General features: G+C 47.0%; 21 protein-coding genes and 2 pseudogenes. 13 read left to right on the top strand and 10 right to left on the bottom strand.

The genetic code is table 11. The annotated features are described in order from the left end of the window. Positions 1-201 precede the first annotated feature (201 nt). Both ampE and ampD read right to left on the bottom strand, forming a co-directional pair. Positions 202-1,056, bottom strand: coding sequence for a beta-lactamase regulator AmpE (gene ampE, locus ACSJJG_RS04195; protein ID WP_481088601.1), 855 nt, complete (start codon positions 1,054-1,056; stop codon positions 202-204). Then, the gene (ampD, locus tag ACSJJG_RS04190) at positions 1,053-1,604 is read right to left on the bottom strand and encodes a 1,6-anhydro-N-acetylmuramyl-L-alanine amidase AmpD (RefSeq protein ID WP_481088600.1); all 552 of its coding nucleotides are present in this window, start codon (positions 1,602-1,604) and stop codon (positions 1,053-1,055) included. Before ampD ends, ampE begins: the two co-directional genes overlap by 4 nt. A 380-nt stretch (positions 1,605-1,984) precedes the next feature. Between ampD and ppdD the strand changes: the two genes are divergently transcribed. The 6 genes from ppdD to yacG all read left to right on the top strand — a co-directional run bounded on the left by ppdD (position 1,985) and on the right by yacG (position 6,956). Beyond that, a complete protein-coding gene (ppdD, locus tag ACSJJG_RS04185) occupies positions 1,985-2,407 on the top strand; it encodes a prepilin peptidase-dependent pilin (RefSeq protein ID WP_481088599.1) in 423 nt (140 codons plus the stop codon). A gap of 79 nt (positions 2,408-2,486) precedes the next feature. Continuing rightward, positions 2,487-3,986, top strand: a complete 1,500-nt coding sequence (gspE, locus tag ACSJJG_RS04180; RefSeq protein ID WP_481088598.1) for a type II secretion system protein GspE — start codon at positions 2,487-2,489, stop codon at positions 3,984-3,986. After that, entirely contained in the window at positions 3,983-5,182 is a 1,200-nt protein-coding gene (gene hofC, locus ACSJJG_RS04175; RefSeq protein WP_481088597.1) for a protein transport protein HofC, read from the top strand. The genes gspE and hofC overlap by 4 nt, the downstream gene beginning before the upstream one ends. 132 nt (positions 5,183-5,314) lie before the next feature. Continuing rightward, positions 5,315-5,938: a dephospho-CoA kinase gene (coaE, locus tag ACSJJG_RS04170; RefSeq protein WP_481088596.1), complete on the top strand. Its 624-nt coding sequence runs from the start codon at positions 5,315-5,317 to the stop codon at positions 5,936-5,938. Beyond that, on the top strand, positions 5,931-6,689 hold the full coding sequence (zapD, locus tag ACSJJG_RS04165) for a cell division protein ZapD (RefSeq protein ID WP_481088595.1): 759 nt from the start codon (positions 5,931-5,933) through the stop codon (positions 6,687-6,689). The genes coaE and zapD overlap by 8 nt, the downstream gene beginning before the upstream one ends. A gap of 75 nt (positions 6,690-6,764) precedes the next feature. Beyond that, a complete protein-coding gene (gene yacG, locus ACSJJG_RS04160; RefSeq protein ID WP_481088594.1) occupies positions 6,765-6,956 on the top strand; it encodes a DNA gyrase inhibitor YacG in 192 nt (63 codons plus the stop codon). An 89-nt stretch (positions 6,957-7,045) separates the two neighbouring features. Here yacG and mutT read toward each other — a convergent pair whose 3' ends face one another. Further along, on the bottom strand, positions 7,046-7,450 hold the full coding sequence (gene mutT, locus ACSJJG_RS04155) for an 8-oxo-dGTP diphosphatase MutT (protein WP_481088593.1): 405 nt from the start codon (positions 7,448-7,450) through the stop codon (positions 7,046-7,048). Positions 7,451-7,681: 231 nt separating this feature from the next. Here mutT and ACSJJG_RS04150 point away from each other — a divergent pair, with 231 nt between their 5' ends. From ACSJJG_RS04150 to ACSJJG_RS04135, 4 genes and pseudogenes are all read left to right on the top strand, one after another. Next, positions 7,682-9,265 carry an ATP-binding cassette domain-containing protein gene (locus ACSJJG_RS04150; protein WP_481088592.1) on the top strand — a complete coding sequence of 528 codons (1,584 nt, stop codon included), beginning with the start codon at positions 7,682-7,684 and terminating at the stop codon, positions 9,263-9,265. A gap of 785 nt (positions 9,266-10,050) precedes the next feature. After that, on the top strand, positions 10,051-10,425 hold the full coding sequence (locus ACSJJG_RS04145; protein WP_481090375.1) for a DUF4150 domain-containing protein: 375 nt from the start codon (positions 10,051-10,053) through the stop codon (positions 10,423-10,425). An 11-nt stretch (positions 10,426-10,436) separates the two neighbouring features. Beyond that, positions 10,437-10,979 (top strand): hypothetical protein, encoded by a 543-nt coding sequence (locus tag ACSJJG_RS04140; protein ID WP_193836351.1) that lies wholly within the window; start codon positions 10,437-10,439, stop codon positions 10,977-10,979. Continuing rightward, positions 10,933-11,532 (top strand): annotated as a pseudogene (locus ACSJJG_RS04135) (tyrosine-type recombinase/integrase); the annotation flags it as partial. The gene ACSJJG_RS04140 and the pseudogene ACSJJG_RS04135, both read left to right, overlap by 47 nt. A 296-nt stretch (positions 11,533-11,828) precedes the next feature. Here ACSJJG_RS04135 and ACSJJG_RS04130 read toward each other — a convergent pair. Continuing rightward, positions 11,829-12,023: a hypothetical protein gene (locus ACSJJG_RS04130; RefSeq protein WP_282885512.1), complete on the bottom strand. Its 195-nt coding sequence runs from the start codon at positions 12,021-12,023 to the stop codon at positions 11,829-11,831. Positions 12,024-12,543: 520 nt separating this feature from the next. On the opposite strand from ACSJJG_RS04130, the gene ACSJJG_RS04125 reads away from it, so the two are divergent. Beyond that, positions 12,544-12,672: a hypothetical protein gene (locus tag ACSJJG_RS04125; RefSeq protein WP_282885513.1), complete on the top strand. Its 129-nt coding sequence runs from the start codon at positions 12,544-12,546 to the stop codon at positions 12,670-12,672. Between the two features lie 8 nt (positions 12,673-12,680). Here ACSJJG_RS04125 and tnpA read toward each other — a convergent pair whose 3' ends face one another. After that, entirely contained in the window at positions 12,681-13,109 is a 429-nt protein-coding gene (gene tnpA, locus ACSJJG_RS04120; RefSeq protein ID WP_189761458.1) for an IS200/IS605 family transposase, read from the bottom strand. An 816-nt stretch (positions 13,110-13,925) separates the two neighbouring features. Here tnpA and ACSJJG_RS04115 point away from each other — a divergent pair. Beyond that, entirely contained in the window at positions 13,926-14,162 is a 237-nt protein-coding gene (locus ACSJJG_RS04115) for a hypothetical protein (RefSeq protein WP_481088591.1), read from the top strand. A 34-nt stretch (positions 14,163-14,196) separates the two neighbouring features. Here the strand turns inward: ACSJJG_RS04115 and ACSJJG_RS04110 are convergent, their stop codons facing one another. The 3 genes from ACSJJG_RS04110 to ACSJJG_RS04100 form a co-directional block, all read right to left on the bottom strand. Beyond that, on the bottom strand, positions 14,197-14,373 hold the full coding sequence (locus ACSJJG_RS04110; protein ID WP_481088590.1) for a hypothetical protein: 177 nt from the start codon (positions 14,371-14,373) through the stop codon (positions 14,197-14,199). Then, the gene (locus tag ACSJJG_RS04105; RefSeq protein ID WP_481090374.1) at positions 14,366-14,479 is read right to left on the bottom strand and encodes a hypothetical protein; all 114 of its coding nucleotides are present in this window, start codon (positions 14,477-14,479) and stop codon (positions 14,366-14,368) included. Before ACSJJG_RS04105 ends, ACSJJG_RS04110 begins: the two co-directional genes overlap by 8 nt. An 87-nt stretch (positions 14,480-14,566) precedes the next feature. Further along, a complete protein-coding gene (locus ACSJJG_RS04100) occupies positions 14,567-14,770 on the bottom strand; it encodes a hypothetical protein (RefSeq protein ID WP_481088589.1) in 204 nt (67 codons plus the stop codon). Positions 14,771-14,912: 142 nt separating this feature from the next. Between ACSJJG_RS04100 and ACSJJG_RS04095 the strand changes: the two genes are divergently transcribed. Then, a complete protein-coding gene (locus tag ACSJJG_RS04095) occupies positions 14,913-15,125 on the top strand; it encodes a hypothetical protein (RefSeq protein WP_481088588.1) in 213 nt (70 codons plus the stop codon). 359 nt (positions 15,126-15,484) lie between these two features. Here ACSJJG_RS04095 and ACSJJG_RS04090 read toward each other — a convergent pair. Together ACSJJG_RS04090 and ACSJJG_RS04085 are read right to left on the bottom strand one after the other, a co-directional pair. Beyond that, a pseudogene (locus ACSJJG_RS04090) lies at positions 15,485-16,658 on the bottom strand (DNA primase); the annotation flags it as partial. 2 nt (positions 16,659-16,660) lie between these two features. Beyond that, positions 16,661-16,909: a hypothetical protein gene (locus ACSJJG_RS04085; RefSeq protein WP_481088587.1), complete on the bottom strand. Its 249-nt coding sequence runs from the start codon at positions 16,907-16,909 to the stop codon at positions 16,661-16,663. Positions 16,910-17,099: the final 190 nt, after the last annotated feature.

The following is a 17,099-nucleotide window of genomic DNA, read 5'->3' as shown; positions in this document are numbered from 1 at the left end:
TAGGGAGATTTAACGTTTTTTAAACGCATAGATGAGCAAAATGAAACGTTACAGCAAGATAAAAAACTCGAAATCAAAAAAGATAAATGGGCAAAACTAAAACCCAAACAAAAAACCCCCAACTCAAAAAAAGCTCCCTATCCATGTTAACGCTTAAAATTTAGAGAAAATGGGCTTTAGCCCTCTATGCTCTCTTGTTTGTCAAACTAATGTCCCATAAATCGTCAACAGTGCGACAATAATCACAATAGTAAAGGTAGCTTTTTTCGCTAATGTTACGGCAGCAACAGGCGTTTCTATAGGGTCAAGATGGGGTTCTTTACTTAATGCGAATTGTGCTAATTGACTAACGACCTTGTATTGTGATGACCGAAAATCAGTGAGTGATGCAATCCAGGCTGGTAAGGCTCTCTCTCCATGTCCTAACAAGGCATAGGTAATACCTGCCAACCGAGCAGGAAGCCAATCCAGCCAATGCAGTATGCCGTCAACGCCAGATTGTGCTCTCTGCACTGCCGTTGCGTGCTGGGCCAACCAACGTTGATAAGCTCTCAGGCAGCCATATCCCATCAAAACCGCCGGACCGAATTTACCCAAGACAGCCAACCAAAAAACAGGGGCAAGATAATAACGGAAATTTATCCAAATCAATGCATTCTGTATCTCACGCAACCGCTCCTCTTTTGTGGTGTCAGGTAATATTCCCTGAATCATCGTCAGACGGGCAAGATACTTTTTCTGCTGTCCAAAATCATCCTGGCGCACAGCCTGAAGATATCCGCGGTAATCATGCCGCAGCCTGCCTGCACCAATGCATAACAGACTGATTATGATACCCAGCACAATCGCGAGCATACCAAAAGCAACAGAGCCAGAAATATCAATAAGCTTCCATGTCAATAACGCGACCAGAAAGGTCATGCCCAAGCTACCCCATAGTGAATGTGATTTGAGTCTGGCAAAAGCTGGGGCTAGATAGCGTTCCAGTTGCCAGTGATCCCTCATCTTAAAAACACGTTCCCATGCCAGTATTAACAATAGAATAAAGAGAGTCATCCAACTCGCTCCTGCAATAATTGACGGTAATGTTCCCAATAAAAATAAGGTCCAGGATCGGTTTTCCTTCCCGGGGCGATATCGCTGTGTCCTGTAATATTGTCATGAATATCAGGATATTGGTTAATAAGCAGCTCAGTAACTTCCGCTAATTTAATGTACTGAATTTCAGTAAATTCCTCATAATCTGTGCCTTCCAGTTCAATGCCTATCGAAAAATCATTACATTTCTCACGGTCACAGTAGCAGGAAACACCAGCATGCCAAGCTCTTTTATTGAAAGGAACATATTGTACAATCTCACCATCGCGCCGGATTAAGCAGTGAGCAGAAACACGTAAGTGCTTAATTTCACCAAAAAAAGGAGCGGCTTTAGGATCTAATGTTCCCATAAATAATTGATCAATATAAGGGCCACCAAACTTGCCAGGAGGTAAACTGATGTTATGAATAACCAATAATGCGGGTATTTCTCCTTCTGGGCGCAGATCACAATGCGGGGAAATAACCTTTCTCGCATCATCAATCCACCCTTCATGCAGTTTCATTCTTTTGCCTCCCCCTTAATATTTAATATCACCTTGCCAAAATCACCATTCCAATATGGCCAATATCAATCAACTTCATTAAACGTAATGCTATGGCTTAAAGTGTAACAAGTTAGCATGTTAGCACCTTCAATCGGCCAATATATCGGGTGGTTTCTTATTTACGGGCTGGCTCGAAAAATTTGTGCAAAAAAATGCAACATAAAGTTATTTTTTCGAGCCAGTTTCATAAAGTTTATTAACGATATTTTATTTCTCTCCTTTTCCCTCAATGCTTAGTGGCACCGACATTCATCCCAATAGATTGCAACTTACAGAATGAAAGGCATCTCTGCCATTGAAGATGGTCAGTTATCCCAAAGTCCATATAAGGAGGAAACATGAAACAACAAGGATTTACATTAATTGAAGTGATGGTTGTTATGGCTATCGTGTCTATTCTCGGCGCAATTGCCATTCCCAGTTATCAGGGATATATCCAAAAAGCCGCGTTAACCGATATGCTACAAGCTATTGTGCCTTATAAATCTGGTGTGGAACTGTGTCGCTTCGAGGCTGAAAATTATAAAAATTGTCACTCTGGTCACCCTTCCATTCCATCAGGCCACAATAGCCGCTATATCAGCACCATCTCAGTAAAAGAGGGGGAGATAACGATAGTGGGTCAGCAAAACCTTAATGGACTCCATGCCACGTTAAAACCTATTCAGGATACGAAGACGGGTTTCACTCAATGGGAAGCGATTTGTGAATCTGAAAATGAATCGTTAAAACTAAAATGTCAGGAAACCGTGAAATTTTAAACAGTTACTTTCATTCCTGACAGACTTTAAATTAAAGAGAAAACAATTAAGTCACGCCAATATTAAAGGAATAAAGATAATGATAAATAAGGATAACCTCTTAATGGAAAAAGAAATAAAAGAGCTGTGTCAACGACATCAGGCCATTATTATAAAAAAAGATTCCCATACAATCACAATTGCCTGTAATAAACCACCTAATGAGGATTTCATTGCCGCACTGAGATTTATTTCAGGTTTAATCGTTAATGTAGATATTTGGCCACAAGCAAAAATAGAGTCGATGTTGACACAAGAAAATTCATTAATGTCAGCAAAAAATTACTGTTCAGAAAGTGATGAAGAGGAACCGTACCGTATAGATCGCCTTGATAGCCACCATACTCATTATCATGATGCAACACAAACCAACAATCTCCATGGTGAAGAAATAGACACGCCCATTATTCAATTAATTAATCTGACAATATTAACTTCAATACAAAAAAGAGCTTCAGATATTCATTTTGAACCATCTCAACATGGTTACCAAATACGTATTCGAGTTGATGGTACATTACATACCATGCAGGCACCTCCTCCTCAAATGAATACGGGTATTCCTGCTCGCTTAAAAATCATGGCAAAACTCAATATTGCTGAAAAACGTCAGCCTCAAGATGGGCAATTTGACTGGAGTGATAACAAAAACAGTTATGCGATTCGTATATCAACACTCCCCACACTACATGGAGAAAAAATAGTCCTGCGTATTTTAAATACCATACATCAACTATCTCTGGAACAGTTAGGGTTGCCTGAACCACAATTACAACTTTTACAACAGAAACTCCATTTACCACAAGGGATGATTTTAGTCACTGGCCCGACTGGCAGCGGGAAGACTGTCACACTATATAGCTGCCTGAAATATTTAAATCAGGCTCCAAAAAATATCTGTAGTGTCGAAGATCCTGTCGAAATTCCTTTAAATGGCATCAACCAAACGCCAGTTAATAACAAAATTAGTCTCGATTTCGCCAAAGTTCTCAGAGCATTATTGCGGCAAGATCCCGATATTATTATGGTTGGCGAGATCCGTGACAATGAAACCGCTGAAATATCAATGAAAGCAGCTCAAACAGGCCACTTGGTTTTATCAACCCTGCATACCAACTCCACTATTGATACGTTATCTCGACTGCATAATCTGGGAATTTCTGGCTATACCACAGCCTCATGTGTGAAATTAATTATTGCACAGCGACTGGTTCGTAAGCTCTGTCCCCATTGCCGACAACAAGACAGTATATCCACAGAGATCCCTAATATTACTGGTTTAACATCTATAAAAAAATGGAATGCGGTCGGTTGTGATCACTGTTTTTCTGGCTATTACGGCAGAACTGCCATCTATGAATTTCTCGAAATCAAACCTGAACTCCAGCAAGCCCTGTCTGAGTGTTCTAACGCCAGCTTCTCACATCTACTTGCCTCACAACAAGATACAACGCTTTTTTCAGCAGGACTGACATTAGCGAAAAAAGGAATAACCACTCTTGAAGAGATTTATCAGATTACAGGCCATGAGACAGTATGAAAATAGAATATATTTACCAATGGCAGGCAATTAACAAGAATGGAAAAGCCATAACAGGGGAGAGTATTGGGCACAGTAAAAAAAGTGTATTCCAATACCTCAGCCATCTCGATCTTCAACCCTATACCATTAAATGTAAAAAAATTATTTATTACAGCAAAAAGGAAATTGCCTATCGCCTGCATTTTATTCATCAGTTAAGTACGTTACTGACTTCAGGCATCCCTTTACTCAAGGGACTGACTATTTTACTGCAAGAATGTAAATATGCTCTCTGGCGATGTGTATTGATGGATATAATTCAGAAAATTCGTCAGGGAGAGGCATTCTCCTCCACACTCGAACACTATCCGAAGCTATTTTCTCCCTTGTTCTGTCAACTTATCGCAGTAGGAGAACAAACCGGTCAGCTTGAAAACTGCTGCCAATTAATCATTAATCGGTTGGAGCAGCAAAATAGGCTGGGGAAGAAAATTCAAAAGGCTTATCACTATCCCTTGATAGTCGCTTTTGTGAGCTTTTTGGTTATTATTCTGATGTTGATCTTTGTTCTGCCAGAATTCCGACAAATCTATTCTTCGCTAAATGCCAGCCTGCCCTTGTTAACACAGTGGGTTCTATCAGGATCTGATTTATTGATCCATCATGGCGTATTACTATTGTTAATAATATTTATATTATTAACCAGTTATCTATGGCTACGTCACCGTTTTCCCACTTTTAAAGCAAAAGAAAAAATGCTCTTCCTGAGATTCCCTATTTTTAAGCAACTCACAATTTATCAACAAACTAATCAAATATTTCATATCCTGTTTATGACACAAAAAGCGGGATTAACACTAATTGCGGGGCTTGAATGTGCCCTTAGTGCAACTCAGCATCCTGTTTTTATCGCTGGTGTGAAAAACCTGCACAGGCAAATTCAACAAGGCATATCAATGAGTGACGCATTAAAACAAACAGCATATTTCCCTGCGCTATGCCAACAATTTGTCATGATAGGTGAAGAATCAGGAGAATTAGAATTATTTTTATTCAATCTTGCAGAATGGTATCAAGAAAAATCAATCAACCTTGCTGATAGATTGGTTCAATCATTAGAACCTTTGTTGATGTTAATAATGGCCTTGATTGTCGGTTTATTATTGCTAGCTATGTACCTGCCTATTTTTCAATTAGGTGCAATATTAACTTAACAAGGTAATTACATGTTTCGTTATCTTTTCCCAAGGCTGCCAAAGCAGGAATTGTACGTGTTTGTTTATAGCCCATCAGCGTCCCTTGAGTTACAATTTGATTATGCTATCAGAGATATTTAAAGGGATAGAATGACTTATATTGTTGCACTTACGGGTGGAATTGGTAGCGGTAAAACGACTATCTCTAATGCATTTTCATCCCTTGGTGTCCCGTTTGTTGATGCAGATATTATCGCCAGAGAAGTTGTAGCTCCTGGTACCCCCGCACTACAAGCAATCACCGCGCACTTTGGGGCCAATATATTATTGCCCGATAGTAGCCTTAATCGCGCAATGTTGCGCCAAAAAATTTTCGCTGCCCCAGAAGAGAAACAGTGGCTCAATACACTTTTACATCCACTGATCCAAACAGAAACACAGCAGCAATTAAACCAGGTGACTGCTCCCTATGTCATCTGGGTTGTTCCTTTGCTCATTGAAAACAATTTAATGCATTTGGCAGATCGTGTTTTAGTTGTTGATGTCCCAGTTGAAGTACAGATTACCCGAACCATGGCTCGTGATGGAGTAAGCCGTGAGCAAGTAGAAAATATTCTGGCTGCACAGGCCAGCCGTCAGGACAGACTGGAAAAGGCAGATGATGTCATCGTTAACCACAGCAGTGAACAAGATATTACCTCTCGTGTGGTCGAGCTACATCAACAGTATTTAAAACAAGCAAAATCAGTCAGACAGGAAAACCGTAATGAGTGATGCACCATCCACTATTATTTTTGAACATCCACTCAATGAAAAAATGCGTTCATGGTTGAGAATTGAGTCTTCACTGCAACAGTTGGAAAAACAACGTCATCTGAATTCTCAGGCGAGTAGCCTTTCGTTTTTCCGTACAATTGCTGAATTAATTGAGATCATGGAACGCGGTGAAGTCCGCTCTGAGCTATTGAAAGAGCTGGATCGCCAGCAAGCGAAATTAAAACAATGGCTCGGCGCTCCGAATGCCGATACGGCTATGATCCATAGTTTGACAGAGCAACTTAAAGAACGCAGTATTGCCTTGAACCAAGCTCCACGGCTTAGCCAATTTATCAAAGAAGATCGGATTATCAGCATGGTACGTCAACGTCTCAGCATTCCTGGAGGATGTTGTAGCTTTGACTTGCCAACATTGCACCTGTGGCTACATTTACCACAATCTGCCAGGGATAAATCTGTCACAGCCTGGCTGGACAGCCTTTGTCCGTTACAACAAGCCTTAGAAAACATTCTGGAACTCATACGCCACTCCGCCGCTTTCACCCCTAAAATCAGCCATAACGGATTTTATCAGGGGAATGCTGATGAAGCCGATTTGTTGAGATTAAAATTGGACGTGGTGCCAGATACATTGGTTTACCCACAAGTCTCCGGCTACAAAACACGTTTCGCTATCCGTTTTTTACCAATGGATAGTGAACATGGTGTTGTACCTGCCCATTTGTCATTTGAATTGGCCTGCTGTTAACATAGGCCCAATAAATTTCAAGCTGCGATGTGAAAATGGAGGGTATGACCTTCAAATCAAGCGGGAGAAAGTATTATGTCTGAAGTATTGACAGTCGAGTGTCCAACGTGTGGCAACACGGTAGTATGGGGAGAAATTAGTCCACATCGCCCATTTTGCAGTAAACGTTGCCAATTAATCGACTTGGGTGAATGGGCCAGCGAAGAAAAGCGAATAGCAAGCCAAAATGACAGTTCAGAAAATGATAACTGGAGCGAAGAGTCTTAATATCACGTAACGTATGTTATAGCGGTGCCTGTTTTATTTGGCGCCGCTTATATTGAATGATTTAACTACCCTAATTTATTAAAAATCCTTTAGCAGGGACTATTTTGGGTTAGAAAGCCTACAAGACTACGGTTTGCTGGAGGAAATTCATCAGCAATTAATTCTGATTGTAAAACCCAACGGGAAGGTTGCCCTTCTTTACCAAACGGCTCGTTTTCCCATTCATCAACCAGGAAAAAATCAAGGGTAATACTTCTATCAGGAAAATCATGTTTGATGGTATCAATTAATTCACAGCGCGTTACTGTGATCCCAACTTCTTCCTTTAATTCTCTAATCAATGCTTGTTCGGATGTTTCTCCCTGTTCGCGTTTTCCTCCGGGAAACTCCCAAAAACCTCCCATATGTGAATCAGCCCTACGCTGAGTGATAAAAATTTCATCATTGCTATTTTTAATAATACCTGCTGCAATATGCAGATGTTTTTTTTCCATAATCGCTTTTCTTACCGTCTATTATTCAACTTAAGTAACTATCCCTTGCAGATTACATTAGAATGAGTTTAGGCTGCAAATTTGTATTTCATGCAACAAAGTGTCATCGTTTTTAATTACCAATTACCTCTCTGGAAAAAAAATCATGTGAAAACAAGCTGTAAACAGTGTCAAAAATTAACTTACAAATAGATTAAAACGACTATTTTAAGCATTAAGGAAGCACGGTTTATGCTAAATGATGTTCAATCATTGATCGAAGCACGGCAAATCGCCTATCAATTTTCTGGTGAAACAACGTCGCTATTTTCTGGTATCGATATATTCTTAAATACAGAAAAATATGCGCTAGTTGGGCGCAATGGTATTGGTAAATCCTGGCTGGCATCAATACTGGCACAACAGATCCTTCCCACAGAAGGTAGTGTAAAACATTTTTGTGAGGTGGGTTATTTGTCACAAGGTTTAACACCTTTTTCCGGTAATGCCGCGGATATGCTGGGGTTAACCAAAATCATGAGCGCCAATGAACGTGTCCTGGCTGGAGTTGGTGATGAAGCAGATTTTGATGTTATAGAAGGAAACTGGGATTGGCAATTTCAAACTGAGTCTTTACTGGCTGAAGGTGAACTCAATCCAAGCGTATTAAATCAACCTGTTAATTCCTTGAGCGGTGGGGAACAAACACGGATCAGGTTGTTGGCGCTGAAACGTCAAGGCGCCGGTTTTATGATTCTGGATGAACCAAACAATCACCTTGACCGACAAGGCCGCCTTTGGCTAGCTCAATGGTTAAGTGCTTTTGATGGCGGAGTTCTGCTGGTTACCCATGATACCCAACTATTACAGCATGTATCGGTTGTTTACGAACTCAGCGGATTAGGGTTATCCCGCAGTATCGGTGGATGGGAAACTTGGCTGGAAAGTAAAGAGCAACTACGGCTGGGCATTCAACGTGAAGTGGATCAAACCAGAAAAAGCCTAAAACAAGCCTTACGTGATAAGCAAAAAGATCATGAGAAGACCAGCAAAAGGCAAAGTCAGGGGAAGCAACGGCGGGAAAATGCCAATCAGGCTAAAATCCTTCTTGATCAAGCATTAGGACGCTCAGAAGCAACATTATCACGGATAGCAAAACAGAATGAAGAGCGATTGCAACGCAGCTTTTCATTAGCCACAGAAGCCAGAGCAAAACTCGAAATTATCGATCCACTATCAATCGCTGTTGCGACTCCACAAGCTGCAACTTCTCCGTTACTTTATCTTCAGAATATCATTCTGCCCTTCGGCTCCGGTACTCCCATCAGTTTAACCATCAATAATGGTGATCGCTTGGCTATCACTGGTAAAAATGGTAGCGGAAAATCCACCTTATTAAAGGTAATGACGGGTTCACTGGTTCCGAAACAGGGTATCTGTCGTATCACCCCGTCACACAGTCTGATGGATCAGCATTTTTCGTTCCTTGATAAAAACCAATCTGCACTACATAACTTTCAATTACAGTCACCAGGCTGGACAGAAGATCGTTACCGTACTCGGTTGGCACAATTGCGGATTCGCGGTGAAGAAGCCTTGAAACCTGTCGGTTATCTCAGTGGAGGAGAACAACTTAAAGTCGCGCTGGCTTGCCTGTTTTGTGGGCCATATGCACCTGCCCTGCTGTTATTAGATGAACCAGATAACCATCTGGATATTGAATCACGTGAGCTGCTGCAAAAAGCGCTACATGATTATACAGGAGCGGTGGTACTTATTTCCCACGACGATAAATTCATTGAAAATGTAGGCAATATGCAGGAATTAATATTATGACAAAACCCTCAAATCTATTTCTTAAGCAAGTTCCATTGAAGAATATCAGAATAAGATCTAAGGGTTTTCGATAAATCAACCCGTGCCAGTGGTAACTGAATTCACCACTGGCCGACTTTTTTGCTTATAAACTGTATTACCGCAGACCACATTAAAAGAATATTAGTTGAATTTATTTCATATGCTTGCTGTCGCTGGTTCAAATCAGGTTCGTGCTAATTTTCATTCGGTATTTAACTTTGGTTTATTCGCTGATAATGTCCTGCCAAACTGAATGAAAAAGCTATTTTTCCAAAATAACCTATTTTGTGAATAAGTTCACAAAATAGAAATAATGAGGTTTATGTTAAAAACCAGACCTATTTTTTTATTTGTAATTCATTATGTTATAAAACCCCCTGGATTTTTGGCACAAAATCACTCAGTATAATGCACTCGCCGAGTAAATATTGCGAAAATTTATTTTCCAACGGCAATGTTTTTAACTTTTTACACTGTGATTGTACAACGCGCCTTTTTTTTCCACTTGATTTTATTTGGTTTTTAATTGTCCACTCCTTATTATTTCCGGCAGAATTTTTTATCACGAACGGAACCAATCATTCTGGCTTAACCGGACATGTCTGCCTTATTCAGTACAGGAAGCTCCCTATTTTCAGCTTATTGTCAGACGGGAAAAGCAGGTGTGCGAAAAGAGGTTTTCCCTTCCTGCCGAATATGACGATGTCCCCGTTAAGCCCATTGCCGATTTTATATTCCATCGGCATGACTAGGAGACAGACCATATTCAGGGAGAAAGAGAAAAAGCCCCTCACAACATCGCAGGCAGGAAAGGCGCTGTTAGAACAGGGACAGAAGCAATAACCAAACAGGCTAAAACGCTGTTAGCGGATGCGAGCGGTATTCCCTACCCGGTCGTAGCAAAACTGGCGGACAGCTCAGCCCCGGAGAAAACCGTGCGTACCAATGGCAAACCCGTGGTGGTGTTTGCCCACAGTTTTGTGCCCACCACCTTGGGTGACCAGCCTAGCGTAGCCAATGGCGTTAAAAGCGGCACGGTAGGCGGTAAATGCCATCCACAGGAGCATACTAAAACGGTACGGGCCGGTAACAAACTGGTGTTGCGCCACGGGGATAAATTTTGGATGAACGGGGAATAAAGAAGGAAACCATGGTAGAAAACAACGGAACCAGAGCAGACAGCAAAGCGGCTACTCAGGCAGAAGAGTCGACCAGCCCGAAAGCGCCTGATACCCCTAGTAAACCGCCCAAACCAAACTCCCCGTTACCACAAAAGGTACGGGATGACAGCCCGACCGGGGAAGGCAATACCATCGGTAAAATTGTCGGTCAGGCACCACGGGCAGCCAATCCGCCGCATGAAGCTAATGCAGTAATACTACCGGAAACCAAAGAAGAAAAAGGACTTTGGTCGCAGATAAGAGATTACTTTGACACGGGTATGATAAATTCTGTGAATGCCGATGCAGAAGAACGCGCCGCTATATTAGCTATGACCGGTCAGACAAAAGCCGCAGAAAACTTACAGGCTGTGACAGAGAACGCCCGGCAGAATGCTGATAAATTTCGTGCGACGGATATGGCTATTGGCGCAGCGAAACGTGTCAATAACATGGCTGTCGATGCTGCAGAAGCGGTAACAAAACTCCAGGGGAATCCGGCGCGGGGAGCTGCGCAATCTGCGGCTGAATGATATTGACTTCGGACGGGGTGCGGTGATGGTACGACAAGGCAAAGGCCACAAAGACAGGGTGATCCCCATCGGGGAGCGGGCGCTGGACTGGGTAGACCGTTACGTTGCAGATGCGCGGCCACGGTTAACACTGCGTGATGACAGTGGACACCTGTTCGTTACGAAATGGGGCAAACCCATCAGTCCGGGGATGTTAACGCAAATCGCTGCCGAAGCCATCCGGGAGCAGGCACAGCTTGACAAACCGGGTGCCTGCCACCTGTTCCGGCACTCCATGGCGACGCAGATGCTGGACAACGGCGCGGATATCCGTCATATCCAGGCGATGCTGGGGCATGAGAAAATCAACACGACCCAGGTCTATACGCGAGTCGCCATCAAACAGCTCAAGCAGATGCACAGCCAGACCCATCCGGCAGAGCGTGCCCCCCAAACCCAACCGGACGCCGACTGCCATACCGAACCGCCAGAGAACGGTTCAGGCAGAGCCAGTGGCGAGTCTGAGGCCAAACCGACGTCACAGGGCACGGGACAGTCCGATCCTCCCCGTTGAGTCCGTCGGGGTACGGTGCAGGGGCAGACCGTGGCCGGACTGCCCGTCGGCATCAGCGTCTGCGGGGGTAAATGGGCAATGGGCGGCGGCGGCCCCTGTGTCCCCAACCCGTGTGTACTGGCCGCCCAAAGCCCATTTAACATAATGCAGGGAGATTATGCGAAATTCGCCGGGCGGCCCTGCTGTCCCGCTCACCGCCCGAAGAGCGGCTCACATCGCCTAATCTGCATTATGTCTGGCGCCCCCGCTTATCGGCGCCGCAGACGTGCCGCCGCACAAGGCTGGCGCCTTCTGCTCTAACCGCCTGAGCCGATCCCTGCCAAAAACCCGCACCAGACCGGAACATCGTGCCCCCGTTCGGCCAAAACCCCTTCATCTTTAGCGGCCTTGCGTTGCGCAGGCCAACAACCCTGTAGGCAGGTCGGCCTGCGGCCTCCGCGTTTACCTCTCCCGCCCCAACCCCGCTGCACTGGCTGCGCCCTGCTCGCCATCGCCGCCGCTTGCAGGCTCTATGCCGCCCGCACCCGCAGAACGGCCGCCCGGCGTCCGGCAAGCCGGCCCCCGTTCGTCCGTTGCCGAAAGTGAAAACCCTCACAAAATCAGGTTGTTTACTCCATCAATAAGAAACAGAGGCGCTATACTGCACAACGACTTGCGGCGGTAGCAGGGCAAAAAGCGCACCGGGGCAACATCGCAAAACAGGCCAAAAGTGCACATCGGCGTTTTAGGTTCGCGGGGATGGGCGGAACAGGTAAAAATGGTTCTTTAACAAGCTGATAGTCAAAGAAAAAATCGCTTAAAACAGTATGACCGCACCGGAATCGTTCCTAAGACCCCATTGGGCTGCTGGGAGGTTTTAACCCGTATTCTTATGTTTATAATCCAGCGAAGTGGGTTGATCCATATGGTCTGGCAGGTAGGATTGGTAACAAAGGGGAACCGAGTAAACCTGATTTTTATGTTGGGCCAGATGGACCGAGTGCAACCTTACCATCAACGGGGTACCGTCATATGAAATACTTAGAAAAAGATGGTTCAGTGAATGAATGGGTTGCCCCAACAATGAAAACTGAACAACCACCGACTAAAGTCGGTGGGTTAGTGATTAACGGACTGAAAGTCCGGATACGCGTCGGCTAAACGACGCGTCAATCGTCCATTCTGAAATTATCATCCGGGTTCGGTTCAAAATGATGCTCCAGATAGGCCCTTATCATCTCATCCGTTAATTGACCCACCGTGGCACAAAAATAGCCTCTACCCCAAAAATGTTGACCCCAGTATCGCTTTTTCAGATGCGAAAATTCTTCAAACAACTTACTCGCTGTCCTTCCCTTCAGTCTCCTCATGATTTCTGAGGGCGCTAATGTCGGAGGACTACTCACCAGTATGTGAATATGGTCTTTGCTTACTACGCCCTTTAATATCCTGATTTCAAACGTTTCACATGTCTGACGGACTAATTCCCGTACCCGTATAGCCACTTCACCTGTCAGCACTTTGTACCTGTATTTTGTTACCCACACAAAATGATATTCAATCTGGAATACTGTGTGACTGCCGTATCTGTAATCCATGTTGCACCTCCAGTACAACACAGTATTGCAGCTAAAGCTGACCGACTAAAGTCGGTGGTTTTAACCTTTCATATGGAAGAATAAACGATTAGCCTTATCATTATTGACAGGGCAAGGAATCAAGCCCAAAGGATCAACATATTTAACGGGATTATGTACATATCCATAAGGATTCAACCCGCCTGCCAGATTCAGGGGGTCTTAGGAACGATTCCGGTGCGGTCATACTGTTTTAAGCGATTTTTTCTTTGACTATCAGCTTGTTAAAGAACCATTTTTACCTGTTCCGTCCATCCCCGCGAACCTAAAACGCCGATGTGCACTTTTGGCCTGTTTTGCGATGTTGCCCCGGTGCGCTTTTTGCCCTGCTACCGCCGCAAGCTGTGGTGCAGTATAGCGCCCCTTTTCCTTGTGATTGACTGAACAGCCGGTTTTTGTGCGGTTTTTCACGGCAACGGGCGAACGCCGGCCGGCTTGCAGGGCGGTGGGCAGTGTTCTGCGGGGGCGGGCGGCATAGAGCCTGCAAGCGGCACACTGCGACGCTCTGATGCACGATAGCCTAAGCTGGAGATCGGCTTTGCATGACCGCGCCGGGTTGCTAAGGGAAGCCCCCTGCGGGGGCTGCACGGGGCGGCGATGGCGAGCACGGGAACGAGCAAGGAGCACAGCGACTGCGAGCCGCGCGCAGTCGTCGCAGCGGGGTCGGGGCGGGGGAGGTGAACGCGGAGGCCGCAGGCCGACTTGCCTACCGGGTTGTTGGCCTGAGCCAAGGGCAAGGCCGCTAAAGAAGAAGGGATTTTTCTAAACGTCGGCTCGGTGCTCAGGGTCTGGCGCGGTGTTTGGCAGGCATGGGTTCCGGCGGTTAGAGCAGAAGGCGTAGCCTTGTGCGCCAGCACCCCTGCGATGCCGACCCGCGGGGGCGCCAGACATAATGCAGATTCTGCGCTGCGAGCCGCTTTACGATGCCGCTGGCTGGCGGCGGCGCTGCCCGGTGAGTGGCGTATAATTCCCTGCATTATGTTAAGTGGGCTTTGGGCGGCCTGCACTGACTGAACGGGGACATCACCCACTACCGCCCATGGCCCATTTACCCCCGCTGGCACCGGGGCTGACGGGCATGCCGACCACGGTCCCCCCCCAATCCACAACTAAGGGGACGGGGCTGTCCGGTGTTCTGTGGCGTCGGTTCGGCATCCGGCTCACTGCTGGCACGGGCAGAGCGGCTCTCTGGCGTCCGCTCTGCCGGGTGGGTCTGCTTATGCACTTCTTTTAAGTGTCCGACGGCAACATGGGTATAAATTTGCGTCGATTAGCTTCGTATGACCCAGTATCGCCTGAATGTGCCGTGTATCTGCCCCATTTTCTAACATCTGGGTCGCCATGCCATGCCGGAACAGGTGACACGCGCCCGGTTTATCAGATCCCGGCACGATGCAACGCATTGCGCACTATCTGGGTCAGGGTGCCATCGGCCAGCGCATAACCTTTTGTGACACGAACAGATAGCCACGGAATCTTTTTTCCCAGACCAGACGCGGGCGCACCTCATTCAGGTAACGTTGCAGCCAGTGGCGCGCCGACTCGCCGAAGGGAACAACCCGGTCTTTGCGCCCCTTGCCCTGCCGGACAAAACAGCGCGCCGGCGGCAAAGTCAATGTCACTGACCTGTAACCGCTGGGACTTCTGAGCGCCGCATGCCTGTACTCCATAAGGTTTCCATCATAACCCGATGGCGGATCCCCAGCACCTCAGCGGGTGATTGTTGTCAGGGCTAAAACCTGCCGGGTTTCCTGCTCATTCAGCATGCCCCATGGCAGACGCCGCTCCTGCCGGGGCAGCACCAGCCGCTTGCGCCGGGTTGTACAGCAGGTGTTGCTGTTCCAGTCACCAGCCAACCGAACAGATTACGCAGGTGGGTCAGCTCTTCGCGATGGTGCTGCCCGTGAGCGGCTGACCCCGCCCGTTTTCGGGCAGACAGCCGCTGCCAGCTTTCCAGCGGGGAAGCCGGGAAGCTGACCTGCTGAGCAGGGTTATTGCCCGTTCGGAGTCACACCAGCCGTAAATTGCACCAGATGCTACAAAGGTTTGCCGTGTGCATAGCGCAGGGCTTGTGCCCAAGGTGTAGAGGAAGGCCTCGATATGTTGTCTGAGTGTTGTCGAATGCCATGTGAAGTTGTCGATGTGAGAAGTCCTTTCTGTGTGAAGCAGGAAGTACGGTTACGATGGGGTAAATGAAGGTGCCGGGAACAGTGTTTTTTGAAGTTGTCCGACCGCTTTTCGATAAAGCCTTACTGTGCCTACCGTTGTGATAATTTTGCTATTCCGACCGACTGGGACCGACTTGAACCCCGACCAGAGGGCGACCGCTTAGCTATTTAGACAAAGCCTATCATGCAGGGTTCAATCAGGCCGCACAGGTGCGCGGTGTCGCTGTCGTCGCCGTCAAACGGCAGTTCATATGAAAGACGAACGTCAGGCCGCGACGGTGCAGCAACAGGTATTCCATTTCAACCAGTCGTGAAAATGCACTTTGAGCTGGGTATCGCCCCACTGTACCGCATCCCGTAACTGCTTCCGGGTAAAGCCGCATTTTAGGGCATTGGGAGCTGGCCGCTGTTCCATGACCCACGCCTGGATCAGTAATAACAGCTTGCGCGTCTGCGGCGGCATTTCGTCCAGTGTCCGGCCTAAGATTTCATGCGCCAACTGATTGGCAAGCCGGATATCGTCTTGGGTCACTTCGATGTATTCTAGCTTCTTGCCACGATGCTCAGCCGTTTTGATGTCCCGCTGGTGCTGGTGCAGCAGGGCGATGCTCTGAATGAGCGTCAGGTATTTCATATGGTCGCGGCGGGTACGGGTTTTGTCAGACATGAAGGTGAGTCGGGCGGCATAGGGGTTGACCACATTCAGCGGTTTCAGCAGCCGCTGGGCGTTCTGGTGAAGTTGTGTCAGATAGTCGCGCTCGTTCTCAGCCAGCAAGCCGGCGAGTGTCTGCTTCTGGCGCTGTACCGCATGGATAGCTTCGGTTTGCTCGCGGGATTCGTTGACCGTCAGCACCAGACAACGATTGAGCAGCTCTTCATCCACATCAATGGCGGTGGTGGTGAGCATCAGCATCACCGGGCCTTTGACGGTGTAGCTTTTGGTCACCAGATTGCCCGTCGCTTCATCTTTACCCGTGCTTGCCATCGTTAGTTCGCCATCACTCTGCAACAGCTTGAGCGCATAGGCTGCCTGCCGCACACCTTCTTCTTCCGCGATGGCTAAAATCTTGTGCTGGAGAGGGGTTTCACCGAGATAAAACAGGCTCTGGCCGGTCATGGCGCTGTACTGGATGCGTTCTTCTTCCGGGATCAGATTGAGCACCGCATCCATCAGGCTGCTCTTGCCGGCGGCGCTGCTGCTCTGGATCAGGACAGCTAAGGGTTTGGGCAACTTTCGGCTCACCGCCGCCAGATAAGCGGCCAACAGGTTGGTCGATTCACCCACCACGCCACAGGCAGCTAAATCAGTGGTGATACGGCTGACCAACGCCGGATCTTGCAACATCAAAACCAAAGCTGCTCAACGCTCGACCTCAGTGCCGGCACTGCGCCGTCTCTGCTGCCATCCACGACCGTTGCTCCAGACACCAGTAACACCCGCCCCAGTGCCCGCTTGATCAGCGTATCCGGCAGTGCCAGCTCCTGACTTGCCTGCCGCGCAAACCCCGAACGCGCCCGGGCGCTGAGGATATCGAGACTATCGACGAACAGCGCGCCGCTGTTTTTGTCTAATAACTGCACATTGATTTTCATTACCGCGCCGATTTGCTGGCGCCCCCCGCGCAACCGCCACTCCTGTGCGTCCTCCGGATAACGATATCGCCGTTGGCCTCAAGCGTTGTCACCACGCCCGGTTCACTGCCAGGCGCAGGTCAGCCGCAAAGAACCGGCGGATTTTGGTGCTGCCTGGCTCCACTTTCTGCCGCGTCAAATCCAGCCATGT

Source organism: Xenorhabdus sp. SGI 60, assembly GCF_056632175.1.
Note: the sequence above shows the minus strand (reverse complement) of the source record. Positions and strands in the feature narration are given on the sequence as shown.

Bases quoted from the DNA above. Each gene is read 5' to 3' on its own strand.
- ampE (WP_481088601.1), bottom strand. From the start codon at position 1,056: ATGACTCTCTTTATTCTATTGTTAATACTGGCATGGGAACGTGTTTTT.
- ampD (WP_481088600.1), bottom strand. From the start codon at position 1,604: ATGAAACTGCATGAAGGGTGGATTGATGATGCGAGAAAGGTTATTTCC.
- ppdD (WP_481088599.1), top strand. From the start codon at position 1,985: ATGAAACAACAAGGATTTACATTAATTGAAGTGATGGTTGTTATGGCT.
- gspE (WP_481088598.1), top strand. From the start codon at position 2,487: ATGATAAATAAGGATAACCTCTTAATGGAAAAAGAAATAAAAGAGCTG.
- hofC (WP_481088597.1), top strand. From the start codon at position 3,983: ATGAAAATAGAATATATTTACCAATGGCAGGCAATTAACAAGAATGGA.
- coaE (WP_481088596.1), top strand. From the start codon at position 5,315: ATGACTTATATTGTTGCACTTACGGGTGGAATTGGTAGCGGTAAAACG.
- zapD (WP_481088595.1), top strand. From the start codon at position 5,931: ATGAGTGATGCACCATCCACTATTATTTTTGAACATCCACTCAATGAA.
- yacG (WP_481088594.1), top strand. From the start codon at position 6,765: ATGTCTGAAGTATTGACAGTCGAGTGTCCAACGTGTGGCAACACGGTA.
- mutT (WP_481088593.1), bottom strand. From the start codon at position 7,450: ATGGAAAAAAAACATCTGCATATTGCAGCAGGTATTATTAAAAATAGC.
- ACSJJG_RS04150 (WP_481088592.1), top strand. From the start codon at position 7,682: ATGCTAAATGATGTTCAATCATTGATCGAAGCACGGCAAATCGCCTAT.
- ACSJJG_RS04140 (WP_193836351.1), top strand. From the start codon at position 10,437: ATGGTAGAAAACAACGGAACCAGAGCAGACAGCAAAGCGGCTACTCAG.
- ACSJJG_RS04130 (WP_282885512.1), bottom strand. From the start codon at position 12,023: ATGGCGAGCAGGGCGCAGCCAGTGCAGCGGGGTTGGGGCGGGAGAGGT.
- ACSJJG_RS04125 (WP_282885513.1), top strand. From the start codon at position 12,544: ATGAAATACTTAGAAAAAGATGGTTCAGTGAATGAATGGGTTGCCCCA.
- tnpA (WP_189761458.1), bottom strand. From the start codon at position 13,109: ATGGATTACAGATACGGCAGTCACACAGTATTCCAGATTGAATATCAT.
- ACSJJG_RS04105 (WP_481090374.1), bottom strand. From the start codon at position 14,479: ATGTTAGAAAATGGGGCAGATACACGGCACATTCAGGCGATACTGGGT.
- ACSJJG_RS04095 (WP_481088588.1), top strand. From the start codon at position 14,913: ATGCCCCATGGCAGACGCCGCTCCTGCCGGGGCAGCACCAGCCGCTTG.
- ACSJJG_RS04085 (WP_481088587.1), bottom strand. From the start codon at position 16,909: ATGAAAATCAATGTGCAGTTATTAGACAAAAACAGCGGCGCGCTGTTC.